Origin of the sequence: Arthrobacter sp. YN, from assembly GCF_002224285.1 — a bacterium.
Taxonomy (GTDB): Bacteria; Actinomycetota; Actinomycetes; order Actinomycetales; family Micrococcaceae; genus Arthrobacter.
In genome coordinates this window covers 13,179-37,587 of the sequence record NZ_CP022436.1, presented here as the reverse complement: position 1 = coordinate 37,587, position 24,409 = coordinate 13,179, and the positions used below count along the sequence as shown (strand labels likewise).

Genomic DNA, 24,409 nt, shown 5'->3' with positions numbered 1-24,409 from the left:
TCTTGAACCCATGAGCCGAAACCTGACCGCGGATCTCGCCGCCGACCTCCGCAACCGCATCGTCGACGGCGCCATCCAACCAGGTGAGAAGCTCCCCAGCGAAAACACCCTCATCAGCGAGTTCGGGGTGAGCCGGACCGTCGTCCGCTCCGCCCTGACCCGCTTGCAAGCAGAGGGATTGGTGGAAACCGAACGCGGGCGCGGCAGCTTCGCGCTGACCCCGCCCGCGGAAGGTCCCGCAGCAGCGCCGGGAACACGGCCCGTTTCCAGCATGGAAGACCGGCTTCAGATGCTCGATTTCCGCATCGGCGTTGAGACCGAAGCCGCCGCATTGGCAGCGAAAAACCACACCGAATACCAACTCAAGGCCGTGCACGGCGCGTTGGAACAATTCACCGCGAGCTCAGGCCACCCGGCTCACTCCATGAGAGCGGACTTCGAATTCCACCGTGCCGTTGCTGCGGCCACGGGCAATCCCTTCTATACGGACTGCATCTCCGCCTTGGGCCAGACCATGATCACCATGCCACGCCCGCGCCTCGTTGCCAGCGAAGACCGGGACTCCCCCGAGCGCTTCGCGCAGGTGGTCCACGAACACTCCTCTATATACGCGGCTATCGCGGAGGGCGACCAAGTGGCTGCTGCGGCAGCCATGCGCCTGCACCTGAACAACTCACGACGCCGGTTCACGGGTTCTGCGCGCAGCTGACGGTTTCGCGCGCCTCACCCAACTAAGTAACAGCAACTGCTCCTACGAAGCGCCAACGGAACGTTATCTGTCACCCAGTTGGGATCCCCTGGAAAACAAAAGAGCCCCAGTCCTAAGACTGGGGCTCTTTCAATTGCGTGCGCGAGGGGGGATTTGAACCCCCACACCCTTTCGGATACTGGCACCTGAAGCCAGCGCGTCTGCCGTTCCGCCACTCGCGCGCAACTTCTTTTTTCCGGACTTCCGCGGGTTTCCCAGCTTCGTTTCCTTCAAAAGCAGCGAGATCAAGCATAACGGACATTCCCGGCAAAACACCAATCGGGAGATGGCACTCCGTCTGCGAGGCCCCGGAGCCCGGAAGAAATCCCCGATCAACCACTGAACTCCACGGAAATTTCCTGGCCCGCCTCCCGCACCAGCAAGGGCCGGGAGCGAACTTTTCCGGGTCGCAAGGCGTTGTGGATTAAGGCCATTCCCAGTCAGTCCCAGTAGTATCGGGAAGTGGAAGGGCCGTCAGGCGCGTACTTCGCTGTGTGCGCAGACGGACTATCGGACCAGGCACAGCGGGTGCCGCGGCAAGGAAAGGAGAAGGACATGGGTTTGCTGGACAAAGTCGAGCGCGGCATTGAAAAAGCCGTTCGCAACGTCTTCTCCACGGGGTCGCGTGCACGTGTTGAGCCAGTGGAGATTGCGAGCAAGTTGAGGCGCGAGTTGGACAACAAGTCCATCACCATCGCTGCCGGCCGCACCCTCGCTCCCAATGTTTTCGATGTCCTCCTCAGTGACGAAGATTTTGCCAGGGCCCAGGAATGGGGAACTCCCCTGGCAGAGGAACTGTGCGATGTCGTCATCCAACACGTCCGCAGCCAGGGCTACACACTTCAGGGTGCGGTCCGGATTTCGTTCCGCCGTAATGACGAAGAACGTGCCGGGCACTTTGAGATCACTTCCCGGACGGAGAAATCCTCCGATGACGCCGCTCCCGCCCCGCAGGCCCCACGGGCCAACGTTCCGGCAGCCCCGGCACGGCAGCCCATCCGCCTCCAGCCAGTTCTGGACATCGGCGGCCAGCGGTACTCCCTCAATGCCCCGTCCGTGGTGCTGGGACGCTCCTCGGAAGCCGACATCCTGGTGGATGACACCGGAGTCTCCCGGAAGCACCTTGAGGTCCGCACACAGAACGGCAGCACGTGGGCCGTAGACCTTGGCTCCACCAACGGCAGCTACGTCAACGGGCATAAGGTAAACGGCAGCGTGGAACTCACAGACGGCTCAACCATCACGATGGGACGTACCAAGATCATTTTCCGCCTTCTCCCCCAAACCCCGGGTGGCAACGCGTGAACGACATCAGCGAACTGACCATCACAGCGCTTCGCTTCGGGTTTCTTCTCCTGCTGTGGGTCTTGATCTTCAGCATTGTGTCCACCATGCGCCGCGACTTCCAGATCGGCCGTAAAGCCGTCACCGGAGTTCCCACGGCCCGCGAAGTCCGCAAGCATCCGGAACTGGCAGCGTCACCGCCGCCGGCCATCCAGCATGCACGCACGTTGGTTGTCACTGAGGGTCCGCTCAAGGGCACCACTGTTCCCTTGGCCGCCAGCCCTATCCTGTTGGGCCGCGCGCAGGAAGCCACCTTGGTCCTGGAAGACGACTACGCTTCCGGCCGGCACGCGCGCCTGTTCCCGCAGGGCAGCCGCTGGTTCATTGAGGATCTCGGTTCCACCAACGGCACCTACTTGGCCGATCAACAGCTCACCCGTGCTCTGCCGGTTGAGCTTGGCGTCCCCGTGAGAATCGGCAAGACGGTCATTGAATTGAGGCCATAGTCCATGGCCTCACCCGAGACCCCCGAAGGCAAGGAAACGCCCGCGGAGCGCCCACTCATCATGCGCTACGCGGCCCGCTCCGACGTCGGACGGATCCGCTCCAAAAATGACGACTCCGCTTACGTGGGTCGCCATCTGGCAGTGGTGGCCGACGGCATGGGTGGCCATGCCGGCGGCGATGTCGCTTCGGCGTCAACGGTCCTGGACATGATCCATCTGGACCATGACGACTATCCTGACGGCGCAGAGACTGTCCTCGCGGACGAGATCCAGACGGCAAACTCACTGCTTTCCGAGCTTGTTCACCAGAATCCCAAGCTTTCCGGCATGGGGACTACCGTGACTGCCCTCCTCCTGGAAGACCGCAAGCTCCACTTCGCGCACATCGGTGACTCACGCGCCTACCGGCTGCGTAACAAGAAGTTTGAGCAAATCAGCATCGACCACACGTTCGTGCAGCGGCTCATTGACGAGGGACGGCTGCGTCCTGAAGAAGCCGAAACCCATCCCCACAAAAACGTCCTGATGCGCGTCCTTGGCGACGTCGATGCCAGTCCGGAACTGGACTTGGACGTCCTCGACGTCGAACCCGGCGAACGCTGGCTGCTCTGCTCCGATGGCCTCAACTATGTGGCCGGGCACGTGGTGGAGCGCATGGTTCGGGAGACCAAAGACCTTCGCGAATGCGCTGAGATCCTGGTTGATCTCACGCTGGAAGCCGGCGCCCCGGACAACGTCACCGTGGTGATGTTGGAGATCGTGGAAGAGACCGACGACGACGTCAACACGGCCGCCGTCGACGTCGTTCCGGCTGCGGCGCTTGCCGCGGTGGACGAGCCCGAAGCGGTCACCGCTTCCAAGCCCACTGAGGGTCCTTCCGCCACCAAGTTGGCTGAGGACACGCCGGCCGAGCCTAAGGAGAAGGCCGCGAGGGAGGCCGAAGCTGGATCCTCGTTCAGCGCCAGTGACCCCAGCGCCACAGACGACGAATCCGGTGAGGCTTCCACATCCTCGGATGAGTCCAAAGAACCCCCCATCACCACGGATCCGCACTTGGGCGAGCACCTGTCCGCCGAGGTCCTGCGCGAAGAACTGGCCAGCCGCCCCCATGAGCTGGTTGGCGCTGCGGCAACAGCTGCGGAGACCGGCTCCATCCCTACTGTCGCGGGCCGGACGGTTGCCCGCAGGGCTGCCACCGTCCTCACCCACAAGGCCGAACAGGATCGACTGGACGTCGAGGAACCTGCACGGCGCCGCGTCCGATGGTTGATGCCCGCCGTCGCAGCGGTTGTTGTAGTGGGAGTCGTCGTTGGCCTGTGGCTTGGCTACGCGTGGACCCAAACCCGTTATTACGTGGGCGAATACGACCAGCGCGTCGCTATCTTCAATGGCATCTCGCAGCGACTCGGCCCCATCCAGCTCTCCCGGCTCGAAGCCGTAACCGATATCAAGGTGGATTCATTGCCGGAATACGGTCAGCAGAGCGTACGCCAGACGGTTCCCGCAGGTGACCTCGACGACGCACAGGCCATTGTGGAGAACCTGAAGAACACCGGCAGCGCCTCAGCCAACTGCCCCACCACTGCTCCGGCGACAGCGACAGCCACGCCGTCGCCCACCAGCACCGTGCCCGTACCGAGTACTGCGGCCGTTGCGACGCCTTCGCCCGTCCCGACTCCCTGTGAGGCGGCCAAGTGATACAGACTGAAACTGCTCCCAAACCACGCCGGAACGTTGAGCTTGTCCTCATCGTGCTGGCCCTTGCCGTAGGCGTTGGCGCGAGTGCCTTGGTGAGCATAAATTCCGACGTCGGCCTGGACCGGGACTTCTGGTTCCAGTCGAGCTTGCTGGCTGTGGCGGCTTTTGCCTTCCACATGGTCCTCAGGCTCCGCGCGAAGTATGCCGATCCGGTAATACTTCCCATTGTCGTGGCCTTGAACGGTCTGGGGCTTGCCCTGATCCACCGCATGGACGGTCCAGGTGACGATACTGGCAACAACCAGCTCCGCTGGACCCTGATTGCCATGGCAGTGTCCATCGCCGTGATCTGGTTCCTCAAGGACCACCGGATATTGCGCCGCTTCACGTACATCTCACTGGCAGCCAGTGCGTTCCTGCTGATCCTCCCCTTGATACCGGGCATTTCCGCCGGTGAAATCCTGGGTGCCCGCGTCTGGATCCGTGTTGGCCCCATGACGTTCCAACCAGGTGAGATCGCCAAGATCACGCTGGCCATATTCTTTGCCGGGTACCTTTCCTCCAACCGGGATCTCATCCTCCTGGCCGGCCGGAAGATCGGCCCCATGCAATTCCCGCGGTTCAAGGACCTCGGGCCCATGATCACCGCCTGGTTGGTCAGTATCGGGGTCCTGGTCTTCCAGCGTGACCTCGGTTCCTCCATCCTCTTCTTCGGCCTGTTCATCGTGATGATTTACGTGGCCACCAGCCGTATCTCCTGGGTTGTCATTGGCCTGTTGCTGATCCTCGGCGGCGGATTCATTGCCTCGCAGATCTTCTCGCACGTGGCTTTCCGCATCGACAGCTGGATCAATGCCTTCACCCCGGAGGTCTTCGGCAGGTCGCCCGGCGGCAGTGGACAGATTGTGCAGGGCCTGTTCGGCATGGCCGACGGTGGTCTGGTGGGTACTGGCCTTGGCCAAGGCCGCCCGGACCTGGTTCCGTTCGCCAACAGCGACATGATTGTGGCCCTCATCGGCGAGGAACTCGGCCTCATCGGCCTCTTCGCCGTCGTGATGCTCTACCTGCTGCTCTTTACCCGTGGCTTCCGCGCTGCACTGGGCACCCGCGATGCCTTCGGGAAGCTTCTGGCGTGCGGCCTGTCCTTCGCGATCGCCCTGCAGTGCTTCGTCGTCATCGGCGGTGTCACCCGGCTCATTCCGTTGACGGGCCTGACCACGCCGTTCCTGGCAGCCGGTGGTTCCTCGCTCCTGGCCAACTGGATCATCGTCGGCTTGCTGCTCATGATCTCCAACACGGCCCGCGGGCCGGTGGACACCACTCCCATGGTGGGCAAACCCCCTGCCAGCAGCAGCGCGCCCGCACGTAAACCGACCACAGGACAGACACCCAGCGCACCAACAGAGGCGGTGAAGCACCAATGAACCAGGCTATTCGCAGCTCCTGGATGGCCGCCGTCGCCATGTTTGCGTTGATCTTCGGCGCCATCAGCTATGTCCAGGTCATTGGCGCGGACGACCTCAACGCCAATCCCTGGAACCAGCGCGCCATCCTTGCCTCGTTCTGCAACGACCGCGGCGCCATCATCGTCGGCGGCAAGCCGGTGGCTGAGTCTGTTGCCGGCACAGAGTCCTGCGCGTTCCAGCGCAAGTACAACCAGCCTGAGCTCTACGCCGGCATTACCGGTTACTTCTCCAAGGGCTTCGGTTCCACTGGCTTGGAACTCTCCATGGAGGACACCCTCGCCGGCAACTCGGACCAGCTCTTCCTGGACCGCATCAGCCAGATGTTCCTGGGCAACGAGCCCAAGGGTGCATCTGTAGAGCTGACCCTGGATCCCGAAATTCAAAAGTTGGCCTTCGATCTCATCCCCGATGGCCAGCGTGGATCCATCGTGGTGACCAACCCCAGGACCGGCGCCGTTCTGGCCATGGTGTCCAAACCGTCCTACGACCCCAATTTGATTGCGACCCATGACACGGCCGCCGCAGAAGCAAGCTACGCCGAGCTGAACCAGGTCCCTGGCATCAACCTGAACCAAAACGTCAGCGGCCCCACAGGCAACCTGCTCTCGCCGGGTTCGGTCTTCAAGCTCATCGACACAGCTGCTGCGCTGAACTCAGGCAAGTACAACAAGGACAGCGAGCTGCCGAACCCCAGCAGCCTGCCGTTGCCCGGTTCCAGTGCCAGCCTGCCCAACTACGCCGGTGGTAACTGCAACGTCCGGGAGACGGCGTCGTTCGCCTTTGCCCTGGAGCAGTCCTGCAATACTCCGTTTGCCAGCATTGCGCTGGACCTCGGCCAGGATGCCATCCGCGAACAGGCGCAGAAGTTCGGCTTCGGAGAGACCTTCGGCGATCAGCTCAAGCTCCAGCAGGCGCCCAGTATCTTCCCGGAGGACCTCGATCAGGCCCAGCTCGCACAGTCGTCCGTGGGCCAGCGCGACGTCAAGGCCACCCCGCTGCAGATCAACATGATGACTGCCGCGATCGCCAATGGCGGTGTGCAAATGAAGCCGAACCTGATCAAGACGGTCCGGGCTCCTGACCTCCGTGTCATCAGCGAACTCAGGCCCGAGGCTCTCCGTACCAGCACCACCCAGCCCATCGCGGCCCAGATCACCGAGTGGATGACCAGTGCGGTGGACAACGGCATTGCCAAGGGCGCGGCGGTGTCCGGCGTCAAGGTGGCCGGCAAGACCGGTACCGCGGAACTCGGCGATTCAGGTTTGAACAACTCATGGTTTACCGGGTTCGCCCCGGCAAACGACCCGCAAGTAGCCGTCACCATCGTCATGGAAGGTGTGGATGTGCTCAGCGGTGCCCAGCTAACCAGTCCGAACGCAAAGAAGATTTTTGAGGCGGTGTTGAATAAGTGAGGCCTACTTCGGGAATCACACTCGGCGGCAGGTTCCAACTGACCAGTCGCATTGCGATTGGCGGCATGGGCGAGGTCTGGAAGGCCAAGGACCAGATCCTCGGCCGGATCGTCGCCATCAAGGTGCTCAAAGAGGAATACACGGGTGACCCCGGGTTCCTCCAGAGGTTCCGTGCCGAGGCCCGGCACACCGCCCTCCTCAACCACGTGGGCATCGCCAACGTCTTCGATTACGGCGAAGAAGCCGGCTCTGCCTATTTGGTCATGGAGCTCGTTCCGGGTCACCCCTTGAGCGGAATCCTCGAGCGGGAGCAGGTGCTGTCTCCGGACATGACACTCTCGATCATTGCGCAGACAGCCCGCGCACTTGCCGTGGCACACGCCCAGGGACTGGTCCACCGCGACATCAAGCCGGGCAACCTGCTGATCACGCCGGACAACCGGGTCAAAGTCACCGACTTCGGCATCGCCCGCTTGGCAGACCAGGTTCCGCTGACCCAGACCGGCCAGGTCATGGGCACTGCCCAGTACTTGGCTCCTGAGCAGGCAACCGGCCAGACCGCCACGGGTTCCTCGGACATCTACTCACTGGGTGTCATCGGCTACGAGTGCCTCACCGGCCACCGTCCTTTCTCCGGCGAATCGCAGATCGCCATTGCCCTGGCGCAGGTCAACGACGCGCCGCCGCCCCTGCCGGAGACCTTGCCGACACCAGTCCGCGCCCTCCTGATGTCCATGCTGGCCAAGGATCCCAAGAACCGTCCTGCCAACGCAATCAAGCTGGCCGAAGCCGCCGACGCCATCCGCAACGGCGACATCGCCACAGCCCATGCGGCCGTACCCGGCATGCTGCTGTTCGAATCCACTACCGGACCCATCACGGCGCCTGTAGACACCGCAACGGCCCCCACCGGCGTCGTCACCTCGCCTTACGGTAAAGAGCAATCGTCGACGGCGACCTCCGCACTTCCGGTGCTGGGCGCCGGTGCAGCCGGAGCTGCTGTGGGAGCGGCTGCGGCCTCGTCCGACAATCCGCTGTCACGCGCCAATGCCCTGGAGGCAGAGCGTCAGCTGAACGACGAAGAGGAGGTCGTCTACACCGACGACGAGAACTTCGACGATGGCGAGCCGGAACGCAAGAAGCGCAGCCCCTGGACCTGGCCGATGGTTGCCTTGATCCTGCTGGTGCTGTTCGCGCTGGTTGGTTTCCTGATTACCCAGTCCGGGTTCTTCTCGCCGACTCCCAGCCCGAGCCAGTCCACCACTGCCAGCACCAGCCGGAGTGCCAGCCCGACGTCGACCTCGGCTACGCCAACAGCGACGACACCTCCTCCTACGTCCGAGGCACCGTCGCCGACGCAGTCAACGCCCCAGAAGATCAACGTGATCCCCGAGCAGTACCTGGGTCAACCATTCCAAACCGTCAGTGCGGAACTCCGCGATTTGGGCCTCGGCGTCAACGGTGTGGAGGTCTTCAACCCGGCTGCTCCAGGAACCGTGGTAGACATCAACCCCACAGGACCTGTTGACCCGGGACAAACCATCACGGTTCAGTACTCCAAGGGACCTGAGGCGGTCGCCGTCCCCACCATCAGCGTGGGAGCCAGCGAGTCACAGGTTCGCGCGGCCATTGAGGGCGCGGGACTGCGGTGGGTAGCCGGGGATCCCGTGAACGGAGCCGTAGGCCAACAAGCAGGCACGTTCGTCAGGTCTTCGCCGGCAGCCGGAGCTGAGGTTCCCGCAGGTTCTACAGTGACCTACTTCCTGTCCAAGGCCGTTGTACCCACCAACCCCGGATCCTCGAGCGCCAGCCCCAGTGGCACCGGCAGCCCGAGCAACTAACTGAGTCCCATGTCTACACCACGCCAAGGTCCCGCGCATCGAGAGGAGAGCACACCTGTGTCTTCACAGCGCATCCTCAATGAACGCTACGAACTGGGTGATTTGATCGGTCGTGGTGGCATGGCGGACGTATACCGCGGAACGGATACTTTGCTGGGCCGGACCATCGCGGTCAAGATCCTGCGTGCAGATCTGGCCCGCGATCCGCAGTTCCAAGCCCGGTTCAAACGTGAGGCACAGGCCGTTGCGGCGTTGAACCATCCCTCCATCGTGGCCATTTTCGATACCGGCGAGTACTCGGTCCCCGGAGGTCCCGGCGAGGACGTCCGGGTCCCGTACATCGTGATGGAATACGTGGCCGGCCGCACCCTGCGGGACATGATCAAGGCGAACGAGCTGGGGGTAGAGAGTTCCATCGGCTTCACCCTCGGTGTCCTTGCTGCACTGGAGTACAGCCACCGCGCGGGCATTGTCCACCGTGACATCAAGCCGGCCAATGTCATGGTTTGTGCCGACACCGGAGACGTCAAAGTCATGGACTTTGGCATTGCACGCGCCATGGCAGATTCCGCTGCCACCATGACCCAAACCCAGGCCGTCGTAGGCACGGCACAGTACCTTTCACCGGAGCAGGCCCGCGGCGAAACCGTAGACGCCCGCAGCGACCTCTACTCGGCCGGGTGCCTCCTCTACGAACTGCTGACCAGCCGGCCGCCGTTTGTCGGCGACAGCCCGGTCTCGGTGGCCTACCAGCACGTCCGCGAAATCCCGGACATGCCCAGCGCCCACAACCCCGATGTTTCCGAAGCCCTCGACTCAGTCCTGGCAAAGGCCCTGCAAAAGAGCCGGACAGACCGTTTCCAGGACGCTGCCTCCTTCCGCCGCGCCCTGCGCGCGGCAAGCAACGGCATTCCCGTCCCGGCTGTCCCGGCCAGCGAGGCGCCCACAGATCCGAACGACCTCGTGGACCAAGAGGACCCGGCCACCCAACTCCTGAGCTCCACAGCGGTGGGCTTTCTTGCCGCTGACCAGTTCAAGGAAGCAGAGTACAAGGACGAACCCGCTGAGCGGCAGTCGGAAGAGCCACTTCCCCTGGGCCTCCCACCGGAACGCGAGCGGACAGCGGTTCAGAACAACCGGCGTCGTACCTGGATTGCCACCCTGGTAATCTTCACTCTCATTGTGCTGGCAGGCGGCGGGTTCTGGCTTTACAACCTCATGAACGCGCAACCGCCGGTGCCGGCCAAGATCGCTGTGCCCGTGGTGGCCAACATGTCCGAGTCCCAGGCCATCCAGGAACTCTATTCAGCCAAGCTGGTGCCTAAAACGGTGCGCGAAGCCAGCGACACGGTGGCCAAGGACATGACCATCGGAACATCACCCACCGCTGGTTCAATGCTCGACCAGGACGCCGAAGTTGTCCTCAAGATTTCCAGCGGACCCAACTCGGTGACCATTCCGGCCGACATCGTGGGCCGTACGGAGCCGGACGCCCGCGACGCCCTGCGCAGGCTGGGCATCACCGGCGATATTGTGACTGTCCGGACGCACAGTGCCACTGTGCCTGTGGGACTGGTCATCAACACCGGCCCGGCCCCTGGCGGAGCCATCGCCATCAGCTCCAAGGTGGAGCTCCAGGTCTCCTCGGGCAAGGTACTCATGCCCCAGCTGATCGGACTGCCGCTGGCTGAAGCGGAAGCCTCGCTCAAGACCAATGGCTTGCCCATGGTAGTGGTTGAGCAGGAAAACTCAGAGGTCGCTGCAGGAACGGTAACCGCCCAGAGCGAGACGTTCAATACGGAAGTCGATCAGGGTAAGACCGTCACCATCACGGTGGCGAAGGCCCCCGTCATCCCGACGCCGACCCCCACTCCGACACCCACGGAGACGGACAAGCCGACCCCCAAACCGACGGCCACCAAGAAATAGCCGGACCGAAGGCAGCGGGCCGGCGCCCGGAAGCGTGCATCAAAGCGAGGAACGAGCTAGCACGCGGAGGGCGGCGGTCGCTGCCGACCGCCGCAGCCCGCAACCTACTGCTTGATCAGTGGGCTCAGTTTGGAGGCGCGTTCGGCCGCTCCGGCCATCCCCAGGGACTCCAACCAGTTGCCGAGCATCTGGTAGCCACCTTCTGTGAGGACCGATTCGGGGTGGAACTGGACACCGCAGAGGGGTGCGGTCTTGTGCTGCAAGCCCATCACTACGCCGTTGGTGGTTTCGGCGGTGATCTCCAGGACGTCCGGGATGGAATCGCGAACCGCAGCGAGTGAGTGGTAGCGCGTTGCCGTGACGGGCGAGGGGAGCCCGGCAAAAACGCTCTTGCCTTCGTGCTGCACCGGAGACGTCTTGCCGTGCATGAGTTCAGGGGCATGGGTCACCACACCGCCGTACGCTTCGGCCAGGGCCTGGTGGCCGAGGCAGACGCCGAACATCGGTTTGCTGTTGTCGCCGCACCACTTGATGAGCTCGATGCAGACGCCGGCTTCGGCTGGGGTGCCGGGACCCGGCGAGACGAGGACGCCGTCGCGCGTTGCTGCGAGCTCAGTGGCCTCGGAAAGTGTCACGTCGTCGTTGCGGACCACGGTGGTCTCCGCACCGAGTTCCTGGAGGTATCCCACCAAGGTGTAGACGAAGCTGTCGTAGTTATCTACTACAAGAATTTTTGTTGTGCTCATGGCTGCTGCACTAAACCAATCGTTGAGTCAGTCAAAGTGGTGAATTGGGAGAACCAGGGGAAGAGGAACTGGACCATCAGTACCAGGGCTGCTGCCACCAATACCAAACAGGTCAGGATCCGCACCCAGACGGGTCCCGGTAGATTGCGGAAAATCCACGCGTACATCCGCTACCCCTTTCCTTGGGCCTGGGCTACTTGGGCGGCAATGTCCGACGGCGGTCCCGCTGAGGCCGGTTGCCAGCCCTCCATGACGGAGTAGGCGATGATGCGTTCCTGCGAACCGAAACGCGGGTTGCAACTGGTCATGGTCAGGATTCTCTCCTCCGGCGCGACGCCCGTCTGGGTGGGCACGGGCAGCAACACATCAGTGCGGTTGGGAAGCACGATCTGGTTGTTGCGGAAGACGTAGGTGTAGTACCCATCGGCAGTCTGAACGTAGATCTTGTCCCCGGGAACCAGAGTGTGAATGCTGTCCAGGACCGCTCCGTGTGTCTGCCGATGGCCGGCCACCGCGAAGTTCCCGACTGCGCCGGGCATGCTGGTGCTTCCGTAGTGTCCCAGGCCCAGCGTGTCCAGGACGTCCGAGCCGGTTCCTTCGATGATGGGACGGGTGTAGTCGGCGCCGAAGCGCGGGATGTACATGATCCCGATCGTTTCCCCGTTGGCAGGGGCTGTTCCCACGACTGGGTCCCCGTAGTCCGCCGGGTTCGCGGCCTCTGCAGGAGTAACGGGCCCTGTGAGTTGCTGGGCGAAGTTCTGAATGGCTTCCGTCTGTTTGGCGTCTGCCTCAACGTTGGTCCACCACAATTGCCAGCCCACAAACAGCAACAGGACAACACCGCCCGTGATGAGGATTTCACCCAGGATCTGGCTGAGTTTTCGGACGACGTCCGAAGCGCGGAGGCGCTTGCGGGGAGTTCGTTCCTGCCCCCGGCGCCCGGACGGCACGGCGGAAGCCGCCGTCGTCTGCTGATGCGCCACAGCGTCTCCTCGGATCGGGCGCGGGCGCGGCGGGCGGACCCCGAGTTGCGGCTAGACTTGACAGCTAGAACCAACCCGGAACGCCGCGTGGCCGTTAACCGCTGGAATTTTCCTTCCTGCAGGATATCAAGGCTGGCTGGAACGGGTACCAACGTACAGCCAAGGAGGATCCGTGCCCGAGTCCAAGCCCCGCAAGCGGCCTGCCCGTCAGGACCAGCAGGCTTCCGCAGCGCAGCAGTACAAGCCGAACCCGGTTTGGTACAAAGCCGTCATGTTCGGACTGATGATCCTCGGCCTCCTCTGGATCATCACCTTCTACATCACCGAGGGACAATTCCCGGTCCGCGACTGGGCCTCATGGAACATCGTGGCCGGCTTCGGAATCGCCATTGTGGGCTTCCTGATGACCACGCGCTGGCGCTCCTAGGAAAGCCGCACCTCACATTTCCGTGCCCGTGGACGTCTACAAGATATGAGCATCCGGCACACCACCATGGATTCCCCGTTGGGGCAGTTGACGATGACTGCCCGCGGGGAATTTTTGACGGGCATCTTCTACGAGGGCCACTGGCATATGCCTCCGCCCGACTACTTCGGTGTTCCTGTAGGGCTCGAGGATCCTGTGTTCGCCCGGACCCGGCACCAGCTGGACGAGTATCTGGGTGGCCACCGCACCGTTTTTGGCGTCCCGCATGAGGCACGCGGGAACCCCTTCCAGGAGAAGGTCTGGACGCGGCTCCAAGATATCCCTTTCGGAGAAACAGTCAGTTACGGCGAGTTGGCCGCTGAGTTGGGCGATCCTCATCTGGCCCAGGCCGTGGGCTCCGCGGTCGGGCGCAATCCCATCAGCATCATCATTCCCTGCCACCGCGTGGTGGGACGCAAGGGTCAACTGACCGGGTACGCCGGTGGCCTCCGGAACAAACGCTTCCTTCTTGAACTGGAAGAACCGGCGGCTGTGAAAGAAGGAAAGCTTTTCTGATGGAGCTTCGGCAAGCGACCAGCAAAAGACCCTTCGAATCGGTAGTGCAGGAACAAGGCGCCACCGTCCTTCGGGTGTGCCGTGCGGTCCTGGGCGTGCACGATGCTGATGACGCCTGGTCCGATACCTTCCTCGCGGCCCTCCAGGCTTATCCTGACCTCCCGCACGACGCCAACGTGCAGGCCTGGCTGGTCACCATAGCGCACCGAAAATGCGTCGACCACCTGCGGGCCGGCAACCGTCGGGCCGTCCCGGTGGATTCCCCGCCCGAGCACGCTTCGCACCTTGGCATTCCCGGTGAGGACCACGCCGAGTTACTGGACGCGGTGACCCAGCTTCCACCCAAACAACGGCAGGCCGTGGCGTATCACTACCTGGCTGGACTTCCTTATAACGACGTAGCCGCACTCCTGGGAGGTACTCCTGAGGCTGCGCGACGCGCAGGGGCGGACGGCGTCAAAGCACTCCGCAGCGTGCTGGCTGACCTTCCGGCGCTGGCACATTCACTTCCGAAGGGAGAAATCCGATGACCCTTGAATCAAGCCCTGACCACGCGGACGTCTTGTCACTCCTGGAACCCCTCGACGCCGGCCTGGAACCCGCGCTTACGAGCCTGTGCGCCCGGCTAGCCCGCGATGCCCAACTGACCCACACCCTGGATGTGGCTTACACAGTGGTGGATTCCCCTGTGGGGAAACTCCTCTTGGCTGCCACTGACCGGGGAATCGTGCGCGTGGCCTTTGAGGTGGAAAACCACACCGAAGTCCTGCAGCGCTTGTCCGACACCATCAGCCCCCGCATTCTTCAGGCACCGGCACGGTTGGACAGTGCTGCGCGGCAGCTCGACGAGTATTTTGGCGGCACCCGGACAGAGTTCGATCTCACCGTGGACTTCCGCCTTTCCCGCGGGTTCCGGCTGAATGTGCTGCAGCACCTGCCCCGGATTGCCTACGGTCGCACCGAAAGCTACGCGGACGTTGCTTTGGCAGCGGGCAGCCCCAATGCGGTCCGGGCTGTCGGAACCGCCTGTGCCACCAATCCGCTTCCCGTTATCATCCCTTGCCATCGTGTAGTGAAATCGGATGGCAGCTTTGGCGGCTACCTCGGGGGACCGGAGGCAAAACGCGCGCTGCTGACTTTGGAGGCAGCGGCGTGAGCGATGACGCCTTGTTCCCGTTGGAGCTGGTTCAGCCGAAAGCACACGACGCCGGACCCCGGCTGATTGCCCCGGGTGCGGTCCATGTTCCCGGCTGGCTCAGCGCCGAACAGCAGCGGTGGATTGTGGGGCGCTTTGGTGAATGGACCCAGGGTCCGGTGCCTTTGCGGGCGGCAACACTTCCGGGCGGCCGCCGGATGTCGGTACGTACCGTATGCCTTGGGTGGCACTGGCAACCGTACAAGTACACGCGGGAAGCCACCGACGTCAACGGCCGTCCCGTGCTCGATTTCCCGGACTGGATGGTTCGTTTGGGCCGGAAGGCTGTTGCGGACGCCTATGCGTCCGGAGCCAACCCGGATGGGTCGCTGGCCGATCTGGCCTCGGACTACACGCCCGACGCCGCGCTGGTGAACTTCTACGACGACGGCGCAGCCATGGGTATGCATCAGGACAAAGACGAACGCTCCGGGGCTCCCGTAGTGTCCCTCAGCATCGGCGAGGCCTGCCTTTTCCGCTTCGGCAACACCGAGACCCGGACCAAGCCGTACTCGGATGTGGAACTCCGCTCCGGAGACCTGTTCGTCTTCGGTGGGCCATCCAGGTTTGCCTATCACGGCATTCCCAAGGTCTTTCCCGGAACGGCTCCCGAGGATTGCGGCCTGTCGCACGGACGGATCAACATCACCATGAGGGTAACTGGAATGTCCTAAGGCGCAGAATGTCTGAGCCGCCCGGCAGAATATCCCCAGACGCTACAACAACTGGCCGCGGGTTCCAGGAGCCCCGGCCGCGGAGGAGCATGCATGAGCCCGGACAACGGCACCGTCATCGGTGAGGATGGCCTTGCCCGCCCCCAGTGGGCTGCATCGGACCCTCTCATGCAGGCTTATTACGATCACGAGTGGGGAATGCCTGTCCGCGATGAGCAGGGCATGTACGAACGCATCAGCCTGGAAGCGTTCCAAGCGGGCCTGTCATGGGCCACCATTCTCAGGAAACGGGAAGCATTCCGGAATGCGTTCCTGGACTTCCATCCGGAGAGCGTTGCAGCCTTCACGGATGAGGACGTCGAACGGCTGATGCTGGATGCGGGGATTGTCCGAAACCGCCTCAAGATCCGTGCAGCCATCACCAATGCCAAGGCCACCATTGCGCTGCGCGGGGAAGGCGGACTGGTGGACTTCGTGTGGTCTTTCCAGCCCAAGACCACTCCGGCACCCCGCACCCATGCGGACATTCCCACAACATCTCCTGAGTCAATCGCTCTGTCCAAGGCACTCCGGAAGAAGGGCTTCGCTTTTGTTGGGCCCACCACCATGTATGCCCTCATGGAAGCAATCGGCATCATTGACACCCATCTGATGGACAGCCATCGCCGCGGGTCATCGGGGGTATGGGCCTGAGCCACCGGCTCAGCGTGGGCGTGAATCCGTGGTGCGGCAATCCCCAGCCCTTGTCCACAGAAGTGCGCAACTTTATCCACAGGCGTGGATAAACTCTGTGGACATCCACGGAAATTGGCCCTGGATCGTTGGGCTGGCACCAATTTTGGCCACACATCCCGGGTAAGGATAGTTTTACCCACTGTGTACTGGGCTGTGGATAGTGCCCCAAGCTTCACCGAATGTTCAACATTCCAGGATTGCCGGATTTGCCCTGGGTTGCTTCGGGGGCACATCGGCGGCCCATCCACTCCGGCCTTCCACAGACACACTGACCCGTTGATCGCCCGGCAGGCACCAAGGTGGCCAGGAAGTTACCCACTTAATAACAGCCACCTACGCACAAGTTATCCACAGGTGGGGAAAACTTGTGGGTTTCTCAGCGGAAATCCCCTCGATGCCGGGACTCAGAGCACCTGGGATGCCCTGAACTACACGTGTGTAAGTTATTAACAATGTTGATAAGCCTGTTGATAGTCGCGGCCGTGGGACGTAATTAACAGGGTTGTCCACATGGGACCCAAAATCATCCCACTTGTCCACATAAACGGGGCTAACGGGGACAAAGTTATCCACAGGTGTGGAGAAATTCATGCCTTTCGGGGGATATCTGCCGATCTGACGGCTCCAACGACCGGAAGCGGGTCTAACTACACGCATGTAAGTTACACACAGTGTGGATAACAGCTGTGGATAACACTGCGGATAGCCACCATTGCCGCTGGGCGTAACGGGGTACAACGATGCGGTCTGCCCTTGGGCGTACGGTGGTGGCATGAAGAGCGACTTCAAAAAACTGATCCCCACCTACAGCGCCAAGCACGGCGAGTTCTCGGTAGTGACAGTCCCGCCGCTGCAGTTCCTGATGATTGACGGCCACGGAGACCCCAACAGCGCCCAGGCCTACAAGGACGCTCTGACCACGCTGTATCCGGTGGCCTACAAGCTGAAGTTCTTCAGTAAGAACCAGCTGGACAAGGATTATGGTGTGATGCCTTTGGAGGCCCTCTGGTGGGCCGATGACATGGAGTCCTTCACCAGCGCCAGGGATAAGTCACAGTGGGACTGGACGCTGATGAACCTGATCCCGGAGTGGATCACGCATGAGCATTTTGATGCAGCACGCGAGGTGGTGGCCCAAAAGGGGGAGGCCCCGGTCTTGGAGGAACTCCGATTGGAGCCGTTGGAGGAAGGCATGAGCGTGCAGACGCTCCACATTGGGTCCTACGATGACGAGGCACCCGTGCTTGAGGAGATGCACAACAGTTTCATTCCCGGTCAATCACTGGCTATGACCGGCAAGCACCATGAAATCTATCTCGGCGATCCGCGCCGCACCGCACCGGAGAAGCTCAAGACCATCCTGCGGCAGCCGGTGATGCCGGTTGCAGGCTAAAAAGGCCAGGCCGGCTGCGGACAGGGAAACTATGCCGACGAACGGCTATCCAGCAGTGACGCGGAACCACGTGACCACGGCCAACAAGCCAGCCACCAGGATCAGCCCGCCGGCCTGCAGTAGGGCTTGGTTCTTGCCCTTTGGTGCGTAGGCGATAACGGCAGCTGCCAGTCCGCCGGTGATCAAGCCTCCCAAGTGCGCTTGCCACGCGATGCTGGGAACGAAGAAACCGATGGCTCCATTGATGGCGATCAGGACCCAGAGTTGTTTGGTTTCACCGCCACGGTGACGTTGCACCACCAGCATGGCGCCAAACAGGCCGAAGATGGCCCCGGATGCACCCACAACGGCAACGGGCGGGAGCATCGGAGTCAGGGCCAGGTAGCCCACTGATCCGCCGACGGCAGAGATCAAGTACAGAGCGAGGAACCGGATGCGCCCGAGCAAAGGCTCAAGGGCTTGTCCGAAGATCCACAGCGTGTACATGTTCAGGACGATATGAAGCAGGAACCCCTGCGAATGCAGGAAGGCCGCGGTGAGCATGCGCCACGGTTGGCTGTCGGCGAAGATATTCGCGAAGGCAAAGTTCTGGAAGACCGCATCCCGGGGCACGATCCACTGAAGGACAAAGATCAACAGGCACAGGCCAATGATCACGTACGTCACCAAGGGCTTGCCCACAGCCAAGGCGCCGCCGTACGGCGACCGGTAAACCGGCGTCGTACGTTTTTGTTCGTTGACGCAGTCAACGCATTGGAACCCGACGGCGGCCGCCCGCTGGCACTCGGGGCACGCAGGGCGCCCGCAGCGCTGGCACCGCACATAGGAGGGCCTGTCCGGGTGCCTCGGGCACACCGGAATATCAGCGGACGGCTCTGCCGACGGGATTCCGTAACTCATGAGCTCAGGTTCAGAGTCTGACTAGAGCTGTTCGATGTCGATGCTGTTGATGACGACGTCCTCAACGGGGCGGTCGCCCATGCCGGTGCGGACGGCCTCAATGGAATCCACAACCTTGCGGGATTCCTCATCCGTGACCTCGCCGAAGATGCTGTGCTTGCCGAACAGCCAGTCGGTGTTCACGGTGGTGATGAAGAACTGTGACCCGTTGGTGCCCTTGCCCATCTGGATACCGGCGTTGGCCATGGCCAGCTTGTAGGGAGCGTTGAAGGTCAGTTCCGGGTGGATTTCGTCGTCGAACTGGTAGCCCGGTCCGCCAACGCCGCGGCCCAGGGGATCTCCGCCCTGGATCATGAAGTCCTTGATGATGCGGTGGAAGATGGTGCCGTCGTACAGCGGCGTCCCGGTCTTGTCTTCGCCCGTTTCGGGGTGGTTCCAGGACTTTTCGCCCGTGGCCAAGCCAATGAAGTTGGCGACCGTCTTGGGCGCGTGGTTGCCGAAGAGGTCAACCTTGATGTCGCCGAGGGTCGTGTGGATCGTTGCTTTTGCGGTTGCGATGGTCATGGCCCCATTCTTCCATGCAGGGTCAACGCCGTTGCAGTTGTAAAGCCGGTTCCGCGCTCGGTGAAATCCGGGACGAATCGGGCAGATGAATAGCCGGTGTTCCACAAGCGACGTAGGCTAGCAACAAACGAGCATGTGTATCGGGAGGTAGTTGTGAAGAAATCAGACCGTATTGCCCGCGACCTCGAACAATCCGTTGTGGCAGGTGTGGACAACGCCCGCGACTGGGCAGCACCCCGCGTGGAAGCCGCCGTCAACTGGGCTGTTCCGCGTATCCAGCACGGCATTGATACCGCTTCCCCCAAGATCCAAGAGGGGCTGAAGTCCGCTGCGCACAACCTTGCCGACGGCGTTGCTGTTGTTACGCCGCGGATTCAGGATGGATTGGCGCACCTTGCGCCGAAGATCCATGACGTAGTGGAGGACGCAACGCCCAGGATCCAGGAGACGCTCAACAAAGCCACTCCGGCCCTCGGCCACGCGCGGGACAAAGTGGTGGATGAGTACCTGCCCAAGCTGTCCGAGCAATTGGGCCAGGCTTCGGTAGCCGTTCACCACGCGTTGGAGAACGCGCCGGCCCAAGTTGACGCCGTAGCGCAGAAGCTGGTTGATTCCGGCGTTGTGCACAGCGTCCAGGAGCAGGCGCAGGCCACCGGCAAGCAGATCAAGGCAGTGACCGACCAGGCCACCAAGGCCGTTTCCACCGCTTTGGTGAAGGAACAGCCTAAGCCCAAGAAGCGCGGCTGGCTGATCGTGACTGTTATCGCCGCGGCTGCTGCCGCCGGCGTTGCCGCATGGAAGGCTTCCAAGCCGGTGGAGGATCCGTGGAAGACACCTTCCCCGGTCACTCCGACGCCCGCTCCCGTTCCGGCTGCCCCGGCTTCGGCTGACGCCTCAGCATCAGCAACGGCTGCCGCAGTGACTGAATCCGGCACCAAGGACATCACGCCGGAGGAAGCCGAAGCTGAGGCAGAGCAGGCCACCAAGGATGCTTTCCAGAACGTTGAGGACTCCTCTGCGAAGGTGGCAACCGACGCCAAGACTGCAGTCAAGAACATCGCTGCAAGCTTGCACAAGGACACTGAGGGCTCGGACTCCGATCCCAAAGGTGTACAGAACTAAGCACTGACATGTGGCCCCTGGCAGGGGCCGGCACGTCGAGCAACTGAAGGGATCCCGGTCATCGCCGGGATCCCTTCAGTGTTTGCCGGCTTGTAACCAAAGCCTCCGTCCGACGCACTGCCTCGAGTGTTAGATTTGGAGTGATGTCAGCCGATAGACCCTCTGCGGGTGCCCTTCAGGATGGTCCGGTGCCCCCGGGCGTGTCCATCGTCATCCCGGCGTATAACGAGGAAAGCGTCATTCGCCAGTGTCTCATTGCGGCCATCTACCAGTCCGTACCTGCTGACGAAATCATTGTGGTGGACAACCTTTCCACGGACCGCACAGCCAAGATCGTGCGCCAGATGCAGCAGGAATACCCGGAAAGCCCCATCATTCTCCTGCGCCAGGAAGCCTTCCAGGGCCTGATCCCCACCCGCAATCATGGCCTGAACAGCGCCACGGGCGAGGTCGTGGGACGCATCGATGCAGATTCCGTCCTGGAGCCGGACTGGGTTGAACAAGTCCAAAAGGCTTTCACAGACCCGTCGATCGCTGCGGCAACGGGTCCCGTGGTCTACTACGACATGCCCATGCGCCGCTTCGGCCTCAAGGCGGACGACAAGATGCGACAGCTCATGTTGCGCCTGGCCAAGCACCAGTACCATTTCCTCTTCGGCTCCAACATGGCCCTTCGCCGCACCGCTTGGGAGACCATCCGCGACGAAGCGTGCCTGGATCCCAAGGATGAGATGCATGAGGACATTGATCTGTCCCTGCACCTCTTCGAGCACGACCTCAAGGTGCAGTACGTGCCGCAGATGGTGTCCGGGATGTCTGCCCGCCGGCTGGAGGATTCACCCCGCGATTACCGCTACTACGTGCAGCGCTTTGACCGGACGTACAAAGCCCACAACGTCAAGAAGATGGCCTTGAAAGCACCCATGGTGGTGTTCTTCTCGGTGTACTTCCCGGCCAAGATCCTCCGGGCCATCCACACGGCCAACGCCGCACAGGGCGCCCGCCGCGGTGGTGTCTAGGCGCGCAGCGCCGATGACAAGCGCCCGACGGCGGATCCTCAGTCCGTGCCCAGCTCAGCTTCGCGTCGATCTCCTGCCGTGCGTCCCCGCCGCTGCCCGGCAACAACCACGGCCAGGCCAACCAGGATCAGTGCCAAGCCCGCGTAGGTCCCGGCAGGCAGGGTCTCAGACAGGAAGACTGCAGCCAGGATGGCAGCGCCCGGAATCTCCAGCAGGATGATCATGGACACCAGCAGCGGACTCATCGTGGCCAGCAAGTGGTTGAACGCCGTGTGCCCTACCAGCTGCGCGCAAACCGTGATGGCAATAATGCCAAGCCAGCCTCCGGCGTCGAACCCTGTCAGTGGCTGGGAGCTGACCAGGGCCAACACCGCCACGATCGCTGCGCACATGCCGTAGCACAGCGTGGTGTAGGTGCCCGTTCCCATGGATTGGCGGGCTTTCCCGCCCGCGAGTGTGTACAGACCAGCCAGAGCGCCGCCGGCAATCGCCAGCAAGTCTCCGAGCAGGGCCTCCGGCGAGGAACCCATATCGAACCCGGTAATGGCGACCACGCCGCCGAAAGCGATCCCCAGACCCACCAGCACCGGCCAGCGATGCCGTGTGCCCCGAAACAGCTGGAACACCGCGATCCACGCGGATTGCAGGCACACCAAGGCAGTGGCGGCCGCCACCGACGTCAGTTGAAGGGCGGTGATGAAGCAAGCGAAGTGGAACGCCAGTGCGACGGCTGCAACAGTGGACCAACCGAATTCCCGCCGGGTGATCCTGCCGAACGCTTTCGGCTCGCGGAACGCCACCGGAGCTGCCATCACCACCGCACCGATCGCATTCCGCCAGAAAGCGATCGCCAGTGCCGTCACTGAGGTGGCTCCGAGGGTGCCCGCAATGAGCGGCCCGGAGGAGGCAACACCCAGAACACCCAGGGCGGCAATGAGAAAGGTCACGGATCAACACTAGTGGGGTGGGGGAGCGTTCCAGCCCCTATCTGATGCTCCAACAGTGTGGTTGTCTTGACTCAGCATTCCCGTGAGCCGGTGACGGCATACCCAAGGGGTTACCTGATTGAGCGAAGCACCCGTCAAGCGTCGGCGGTCAGTCCTGCTGCTGGTGGCGGCCGGGGGCTCACGGCTGCCCTGATTATCGCTGGATGGTCCGCTGTTTCACGTGGGCGTCCTGATGGAACCCAGGCACACGGGGGAAACGGGGCAGGTGTTCCAAGCATCTTCCCGGTACCGCAGCATGCCCGTACTGGAACCGGTGACCCTGTTCCGTTGACCGGGCACGTCTACGTAGTTGCACCCCCCGGAACCGATCAGGCCTCCACCGCCGCCGTGCAGGACCTCGTGACCGGCGCTGGAGGCACCGCGGAAGTCGTGACGCAGCTTGCCAACCCGCGCGACGGGTCATCTGCAGTCCATCTTGGCACCGAGTCCGCCGTGGGTCCGGCGCTCAAGGCCTTGGGTGTGGACGGGGACTCCTCCCTCCGTGATGCCCTTGGACGCGCTGAAGGCTATGCGATTGCTACCGGACAGCCTGACGGGATTCCGACGGCGGTTCTCGCCGGACGCGATAACGACGGCGTCTTCCACGCCGTCCAGACCCTCCGGCAGTTACTCAAGGCCGGCTCTGTGGCCCCGGTCCTCGTCAGTGACTGGCCGCTGATGCAAACCCGCGGCGTCATTGAGGGCTTCTATGGAACGCCGTGGTCCCACCAGGCCCGTCTGGATGTCATTGAATTTGCGGGCAGCCAGAAGATGAACACCTACATCTACTCACCCAAGGACGATCCTTTGCTGCGCGACAAGTGGCGCGAGCTGTACACCGACCAGGAGCTCGAGGAGCTGCGGGAACTGATCGACGCTGCTGCCGCCAACCACGTCCGCTTCAGCTACGCCCTCTCTCCCGGGATCGACGTTTGTTATTCGCGCGAGGCCGACCTTGAGGACGCGGTGGCGAAGCTTGAATCCCTGTATGCGCTGGGAGTGCGTTCGTACGTGATTCCCCTGGACGACATCGCCACCAAAGTGCAATGCGCGGAAGACCTCCGGGAATTCGGCGCGGGGCAGGCAAACCTGGCGAAGGCACAGGCGTCCTTCCTTAACGACGTGAATGAAAAGTTCATCTCAGCCAAGGACGGCGTTCTCCCCTTGGAAACGGTCCCCACCTTCTACAACGGCTCACCGAGCACTCCGTACAAGCGCGAACTCGGCCAAGCACTGAATCCCGGAATTGTGGTGCAGTGGACGGGTGAAGACGTCGTCTCCCACCGGATTACCCGGAAGTCAGCTGAGACAGCCGGCGAGACCTACGGGACACCCGACGCCTCCCGCAGCATCGTCATCTGGGATAACTATCCGGTCAACGACTTCTCCCAGGACCATCTCTTCCTGGCACCCGTCATTGGCAGGGACGCAGATCTGCACCGGTCCATCCATGGCATTGTCACCAACCCGATGATCCAGCCCTATCTCTCCCTGCCCGCCATTTTCAACTACGCAGACCTTTCCTGGAATGGCCCCTTCTATAACGCTTCCAATTCCATGAACGCCGCGTTGGCCTTGCTCGCCGGGCCGGACCCTGAGGTCCAAGCTGCCGTACGGGCCTTCGTGGACCTGAACCAGGATTGGCAGGACGACGAACTTACCCCTTCCGCTCCAGAGTTGCGGCGCGATATTGACCAGTTCTGGGCGGAGTACGACGCCGGCACGCAACCCTCGGGGGCGTTGAAGGACCGCGCTGGGTTGCTTCAGCGGCTTCCCGGGCTCCTGCCACGGATGGCGGAGCCCGGTTTCGCACAGGACGGCTCTACGTGGGTTGCAGCGGCGGCTGAGTACGGACGAGGCGTGGAGGAGGCCATCACCATGCTGGAGGCGGACAAGCGAGGCGATACAGAGGCCGCAACCGCAGCACGCCTCAGAGTGCAGGGTGCCCTGAAGAGCGCTGGGGCCAAGACACAGCCCACCCTTGAGCTGGGTGTGGTGACTCCCGTCTTGGGGAACAGCGAGCTGGCAGCGTTCCTTGAGCGAGCTTTGCAGCAGGTTCCGGCTGGCTGAGCTCCCTCTTGGTGCCGCGGGCATTCGTTGATGACACGCATATTCGCTGGCGCCGCCCGGATAAGTGTGGCGATGGTGGAAGCGCGCGTCGTGGGCGCGGCAAGGTGGCACCGGCCTTGTTGGGTGTTGGCGGGGTTAGGGAGTTAAAGCAAAAGT

23 protein-coding genes and 1 tRNA gene are annotated in these 24,409 nt (G+C 62.5%); 18 read left to right on the top strand and 6 right to left on the bottom strand.

What is annotated here, in order from left to right; all coding sequences use genetic code 11:
• The first annotated feature begins 10 nt into the window (after positions 1-10).
• Positions 11-709 carry a FadR/GntR family transcriptional regulator gene (locus CGK93_RS00180; RefSeq protein WP_089593074.1) on the top strand — a complete coding sequence of 233 codons (699 nt, stop codon included), beginning with the start codon at positions 11-13 and terminating at the stop codon, positions 707-709.
• Positions 710-847: 138 nt separating this feature from the next.
• Here CGK93_RS00180 and CGK93_RS00175 read toward each other — a convergent pair.
• Positions 848-930: transfer RNA gene (locus CGK93_RS00175), tRNA-Leu, on the bottom strand.
• A gap of 373 nt (positions 931-1,303) precedes the next feature.
• On the opposite strand from CGK93_RS00175, the gene CGK93_RS00170 reads away from it, so the two are divergent.
• Genes CGK93_RS00170 through pknB form a run of 7 tightly spaced genes read left to right on the top strand, consistent with a single transcriptional unit; the run spans position 1,304 to position 10,884 of the window.
• Positions 1,304-2,053, top strand: coding sequence for an FhaA domain-containing protein (locus tag CGK93_RS00170; protein WP_089593073.1), 750 nt, complete (start codon positions 1,304-1,306; stop codon positions 2,051-2,053).
• Positions 2,054-2,058: 5 nt separating this feature from the next.
• A complete protein-coding gene (locus CGK93_RS00165) occupies positions 2,059-2,538 on the top strand; it encodes an FHA domain-containing protein FhaB/FipA (protein ID WP_089597073.1) in 480 nt (159 codons plus the stop codon).
• A gap of 3 nt (positions 2,539-2,541) precedes the next feature.
• Positions 2,542-4,236, top strand: a complete 1,695-nt coding sequence (locus CGK93_RS00160; RefSeq protein ID WP_089593072.1) for a PP2C family protein-serine/threonine phosphatase — start codon at positions 2,542-2,544, stop codon at positions 4,234-4,236.
• Positions 4,233-5,660 (top strand): FtsW/RodA/SpoVE family cell cycle protein, encoded by a 1,428-nt coding sequence (locus tag CGK93_RS00155; RefSeq protein WP_089593071.1) that lies wholly within the window; start codon positions 4,233-4,235, stop codon positions 5,658-5,660. Before CGK93_RS00160 ends, CGK93_RS00155 begins: the two co-directional genes overlap by 4 nt.
• Complete coding sequence (locus CGK93_RS00150) at positions 5,657-7,114, top strand: penicillin-binding transpeptidase domain-containing protein (protein ID WP_089593070.1); 1,458 nt, start codon at positions 5,657-5,659, stop codon at positions 7,112-7,114. The genes CGK93_RS00155 and CGK93_RS00150 overlap by 4 nt, the downstream gene beginning before the upstream one ends.
• Positions 7,111-8,955, top strand: coding sequence for a protein kinase domain-containing protein (locus tag CGK93_RS00145; protein WP_089593069.1), 1,845 nt, complete (start codon positions 7,111-7,113; stop codon positions 8,953-8,955). Before CGK93_RS00150 ends, CGK93_RS00145 begins: the two co-directional genes overlap by 4 nt.
• A gap of 9 nt (positions 8,956-8,964) precedes the next feature.
• Positions 8,965-10,884 (top strand): Stk1 family PASTA domain-containing Ser/Thr kinase, encoded by a 1,920-nt coding sequence (gene pknB / locus CGK93_RS00140; protein ID WP_089593068.1) that lies wholly within the window; start codon positions 8,965-8,967, stop codon positions 10,882-10,884.
• A 104-nt stretch (positions 10,885-10,988) separates the two neighbouring features.
• On the opposite strand, the gene CGK93_RS00135 is transcribed toward pknB, so the two are convergent.
• Positions 10,989-11,630 carry an aminodeoxychorismate/anthranilate synthase component II gene (locus CGK93_RS00135; RefSeq protein ID WP_089593067.1) on the bottom strand — a complete coding sequence of 214 codons (642 nt, stop codon included), beginning with the start codon at positions 11,628-11,630 and terminating at the stop codon, positions 10,989-10,991.
• 170 nt (positions 11,631-11,800) lie between these two features.
• Positions 11,801-12,628, bottom strand: a complete 828-nt coding sequence (locus CGK93_RS00130; protein WP_089593066.1) for a class E sortase — start codon at positions 12,626-12,628, stop codon at positions 11,801-11,803.
• 157 nt (positions 12,629-12,785) lie between these two features.
• Between CGK93_RS00130 and CGK93_RS00125 the strand changes: the two genes are divergently transcribed.
• The 7 genes from CGK93_RS00125 to CGK93_RS00095 all read left to right on the top strand — a co-directional run bounded on the left by CGK93_RS00125 (position 12,786) and on the right by CGK93_RS00095 (position 17,592).
• Positions 12,786-13,040, top strand: a complete 255-nt coding sequence (locus CGK93_RS00125) for a cell division protein CrgA (RefSeq protein ID WP_089593065.1) — start codon at positions 12,786-12,788, stop codon at positions 13,038-13,040.
• A gap of 45 nt (positions 13,041-13,085) precedes the next feature.
• Positions 13,086-13,595, top strand: coding sequence for a methylated-DNA--[protein]-cysteine S-methyltransferase (locus tag CGK93_RS00120; protein ID WP_089593064.1), 510 nt, complete (start codon positions 13,086-13,088; stop codon positions 13,593-13,595).
• On the top strand, positions 13,595-14,125 hold the full coding sequence (locus CGK93_RS00115; RefSeq protein ID WP_089593063.1) for an RNA polymerase sigma factor: 531 nt from the start codon (positions 13,595-13,597) through the stop codon (positions 14,123-14,125). Before CGK93_RS00120 ends, CGK93_RS00115 begins: the two co-directional genes overlap by 1 nt.
• Positions 14,122-14,751 (top strand): methylated-DNA--[protein]-cysteine S-methyltransferase, encoded by a 630-nt coding sequence (locus CGK93_RS00110; RefSeq protein WP_089593062.1) that lies wholly within the window; start codon positions 14,122-14,124, stop codon positions 14,749-14,751. Before CGK93_RS00115 ends, CGK93_RS00110 begins: the two co-directional genes overlap by 4 nt.
• Positions 14,748-15,464 (top strand): alpha-ketoglutarate-dependent dioxygenase AlkB family protein, encoded by a 717-nt coding sequence (locus tag CGK93_RS00105; protein WP_089593061.1) that lies wholly within the window; start codon positions 14,748-14,750, stop codon positions 15,462-15,464. Before CGK93_RS00110 ends, CGK93_RS00105 begins: the two co-directional genes overlap by 4 nt.
• A gap of 93 nt (positions 15,465-15,557) precedes the next feature.
• A complete protein-coding gene (locus CGK93_RS00100; RefSeq protein ID WP_089593060.1) occupies positions 15,558-16,157 on the top strand; it encodes a DNA-3-methyladenine glycosylase I in 600 nt (199 codons plus the stop codon).
• 814 nt (positions 16,158-16,971) lie between these two features.
• Positions 16,972-17,592: a GyrI-like domain-containing protein gene (locus CGK93_RS00095; RefSeq protein ID WP_089593059.1), complete on the top strand. Its 621-nt coding sequence runs from the start codon at positions 16,972-16,974 to the stop codon at positions 17,590-17,592.
• A 45-nt stretch (positions 17,593-17,637) separates the two neighbouring features.
• Here the strand turns inward: CGK93_RS00095 and CGK93_RS00090 are convergent, their stop codons facing one another.
• Together CGK93_RS00090 and CGK93_RS00085 are read right to left on the bottom strand one after the other, a co-directional pair.
• Positions 17,638-18,492: a rhomboid family intramembrane serine protease gene (locus CGK93_RS00090; RefSeq protein WP_089593058.1), complete on the bottom strand. Its 855-nt coding sequence runs from the start codon at positions 18,490-18,492 to the stop codon at positions 17,638-17,640.
• 21 nt (positions 18,493-18,513) lie between these two features.
• Positions 18,514-19,056 (bottom strand): peptidylprolyl isomerase, encoded by a 543-nt coding sequence (locus tag CGK93_RS00085; RefSeq protein ID WP_026541003.1) that lies wholly within the window; start codon positions 19,054-19,056, stop codon positions 18,514-18,516.
• A gap of 153 nt (positions 19,057-19,209) precedes the next feature.
• Between CGK93_RS00085 and CGK93_RS00080 the strand changes: the two genes are divergently transcribed.
• Both CGK93_RS00080 and CGK93_RS00075 read left to right on the top strand, forming a co-directional pair.
• Entirely contained in the window at positions 19,210-20,178 is a 969-nt protein-coding gene (locus CGK93_RS00080; protein ID WP_089593057.1) for a hypothetical protein, read from the top strand.
• Positions 20,179-20,321: 143 nt separating this feature from the next.
• Positions 20,322-21,197, top strand: a complete 876-nt coding sequence (locus CGK93_RS00075) for a glycosyltransferase (protein ID WP_089593056.1) — start codon at positions 20,322-20,324, stop codon at positions 21,195-21,197.
• Positions 21,198-21,235: 38 nt separating this feature from the next.
• Here CGK93_RS00075 and CGK93_RS00070 read toward each other — a convergent pair whose 3' ends face one another.
• Complete coding sequence (locus CGK93_RS00070) at positions 21,236-22,144, bottom strand: DMT family transporter (RefSeq protein WP_089593055.1); 909 nt, start codon at positions 22,142-22,144, stop codon at positions 21,236-21,238.
• 66 nt (positions 22,145-22,210) lie between these two features.
• Here CGK93_RS00070 and CGK93_RS00065 point away from each other — a divergent pair, with 66 nt between their 5' ends.
• Positions 22,211-24,253 (top strand): beta-N-acetylhexosaminidase family protein, encoded by a 2,043-nt coding sequence (locus CGK93_RS00065; protein WP_198318306.1) that lies wholly within the window; start codon positions 22,211-22,213, stop codon positions 24,251-24,253.
• Positions 24,254-24,409: the final 156 nt, after the last annotated feature.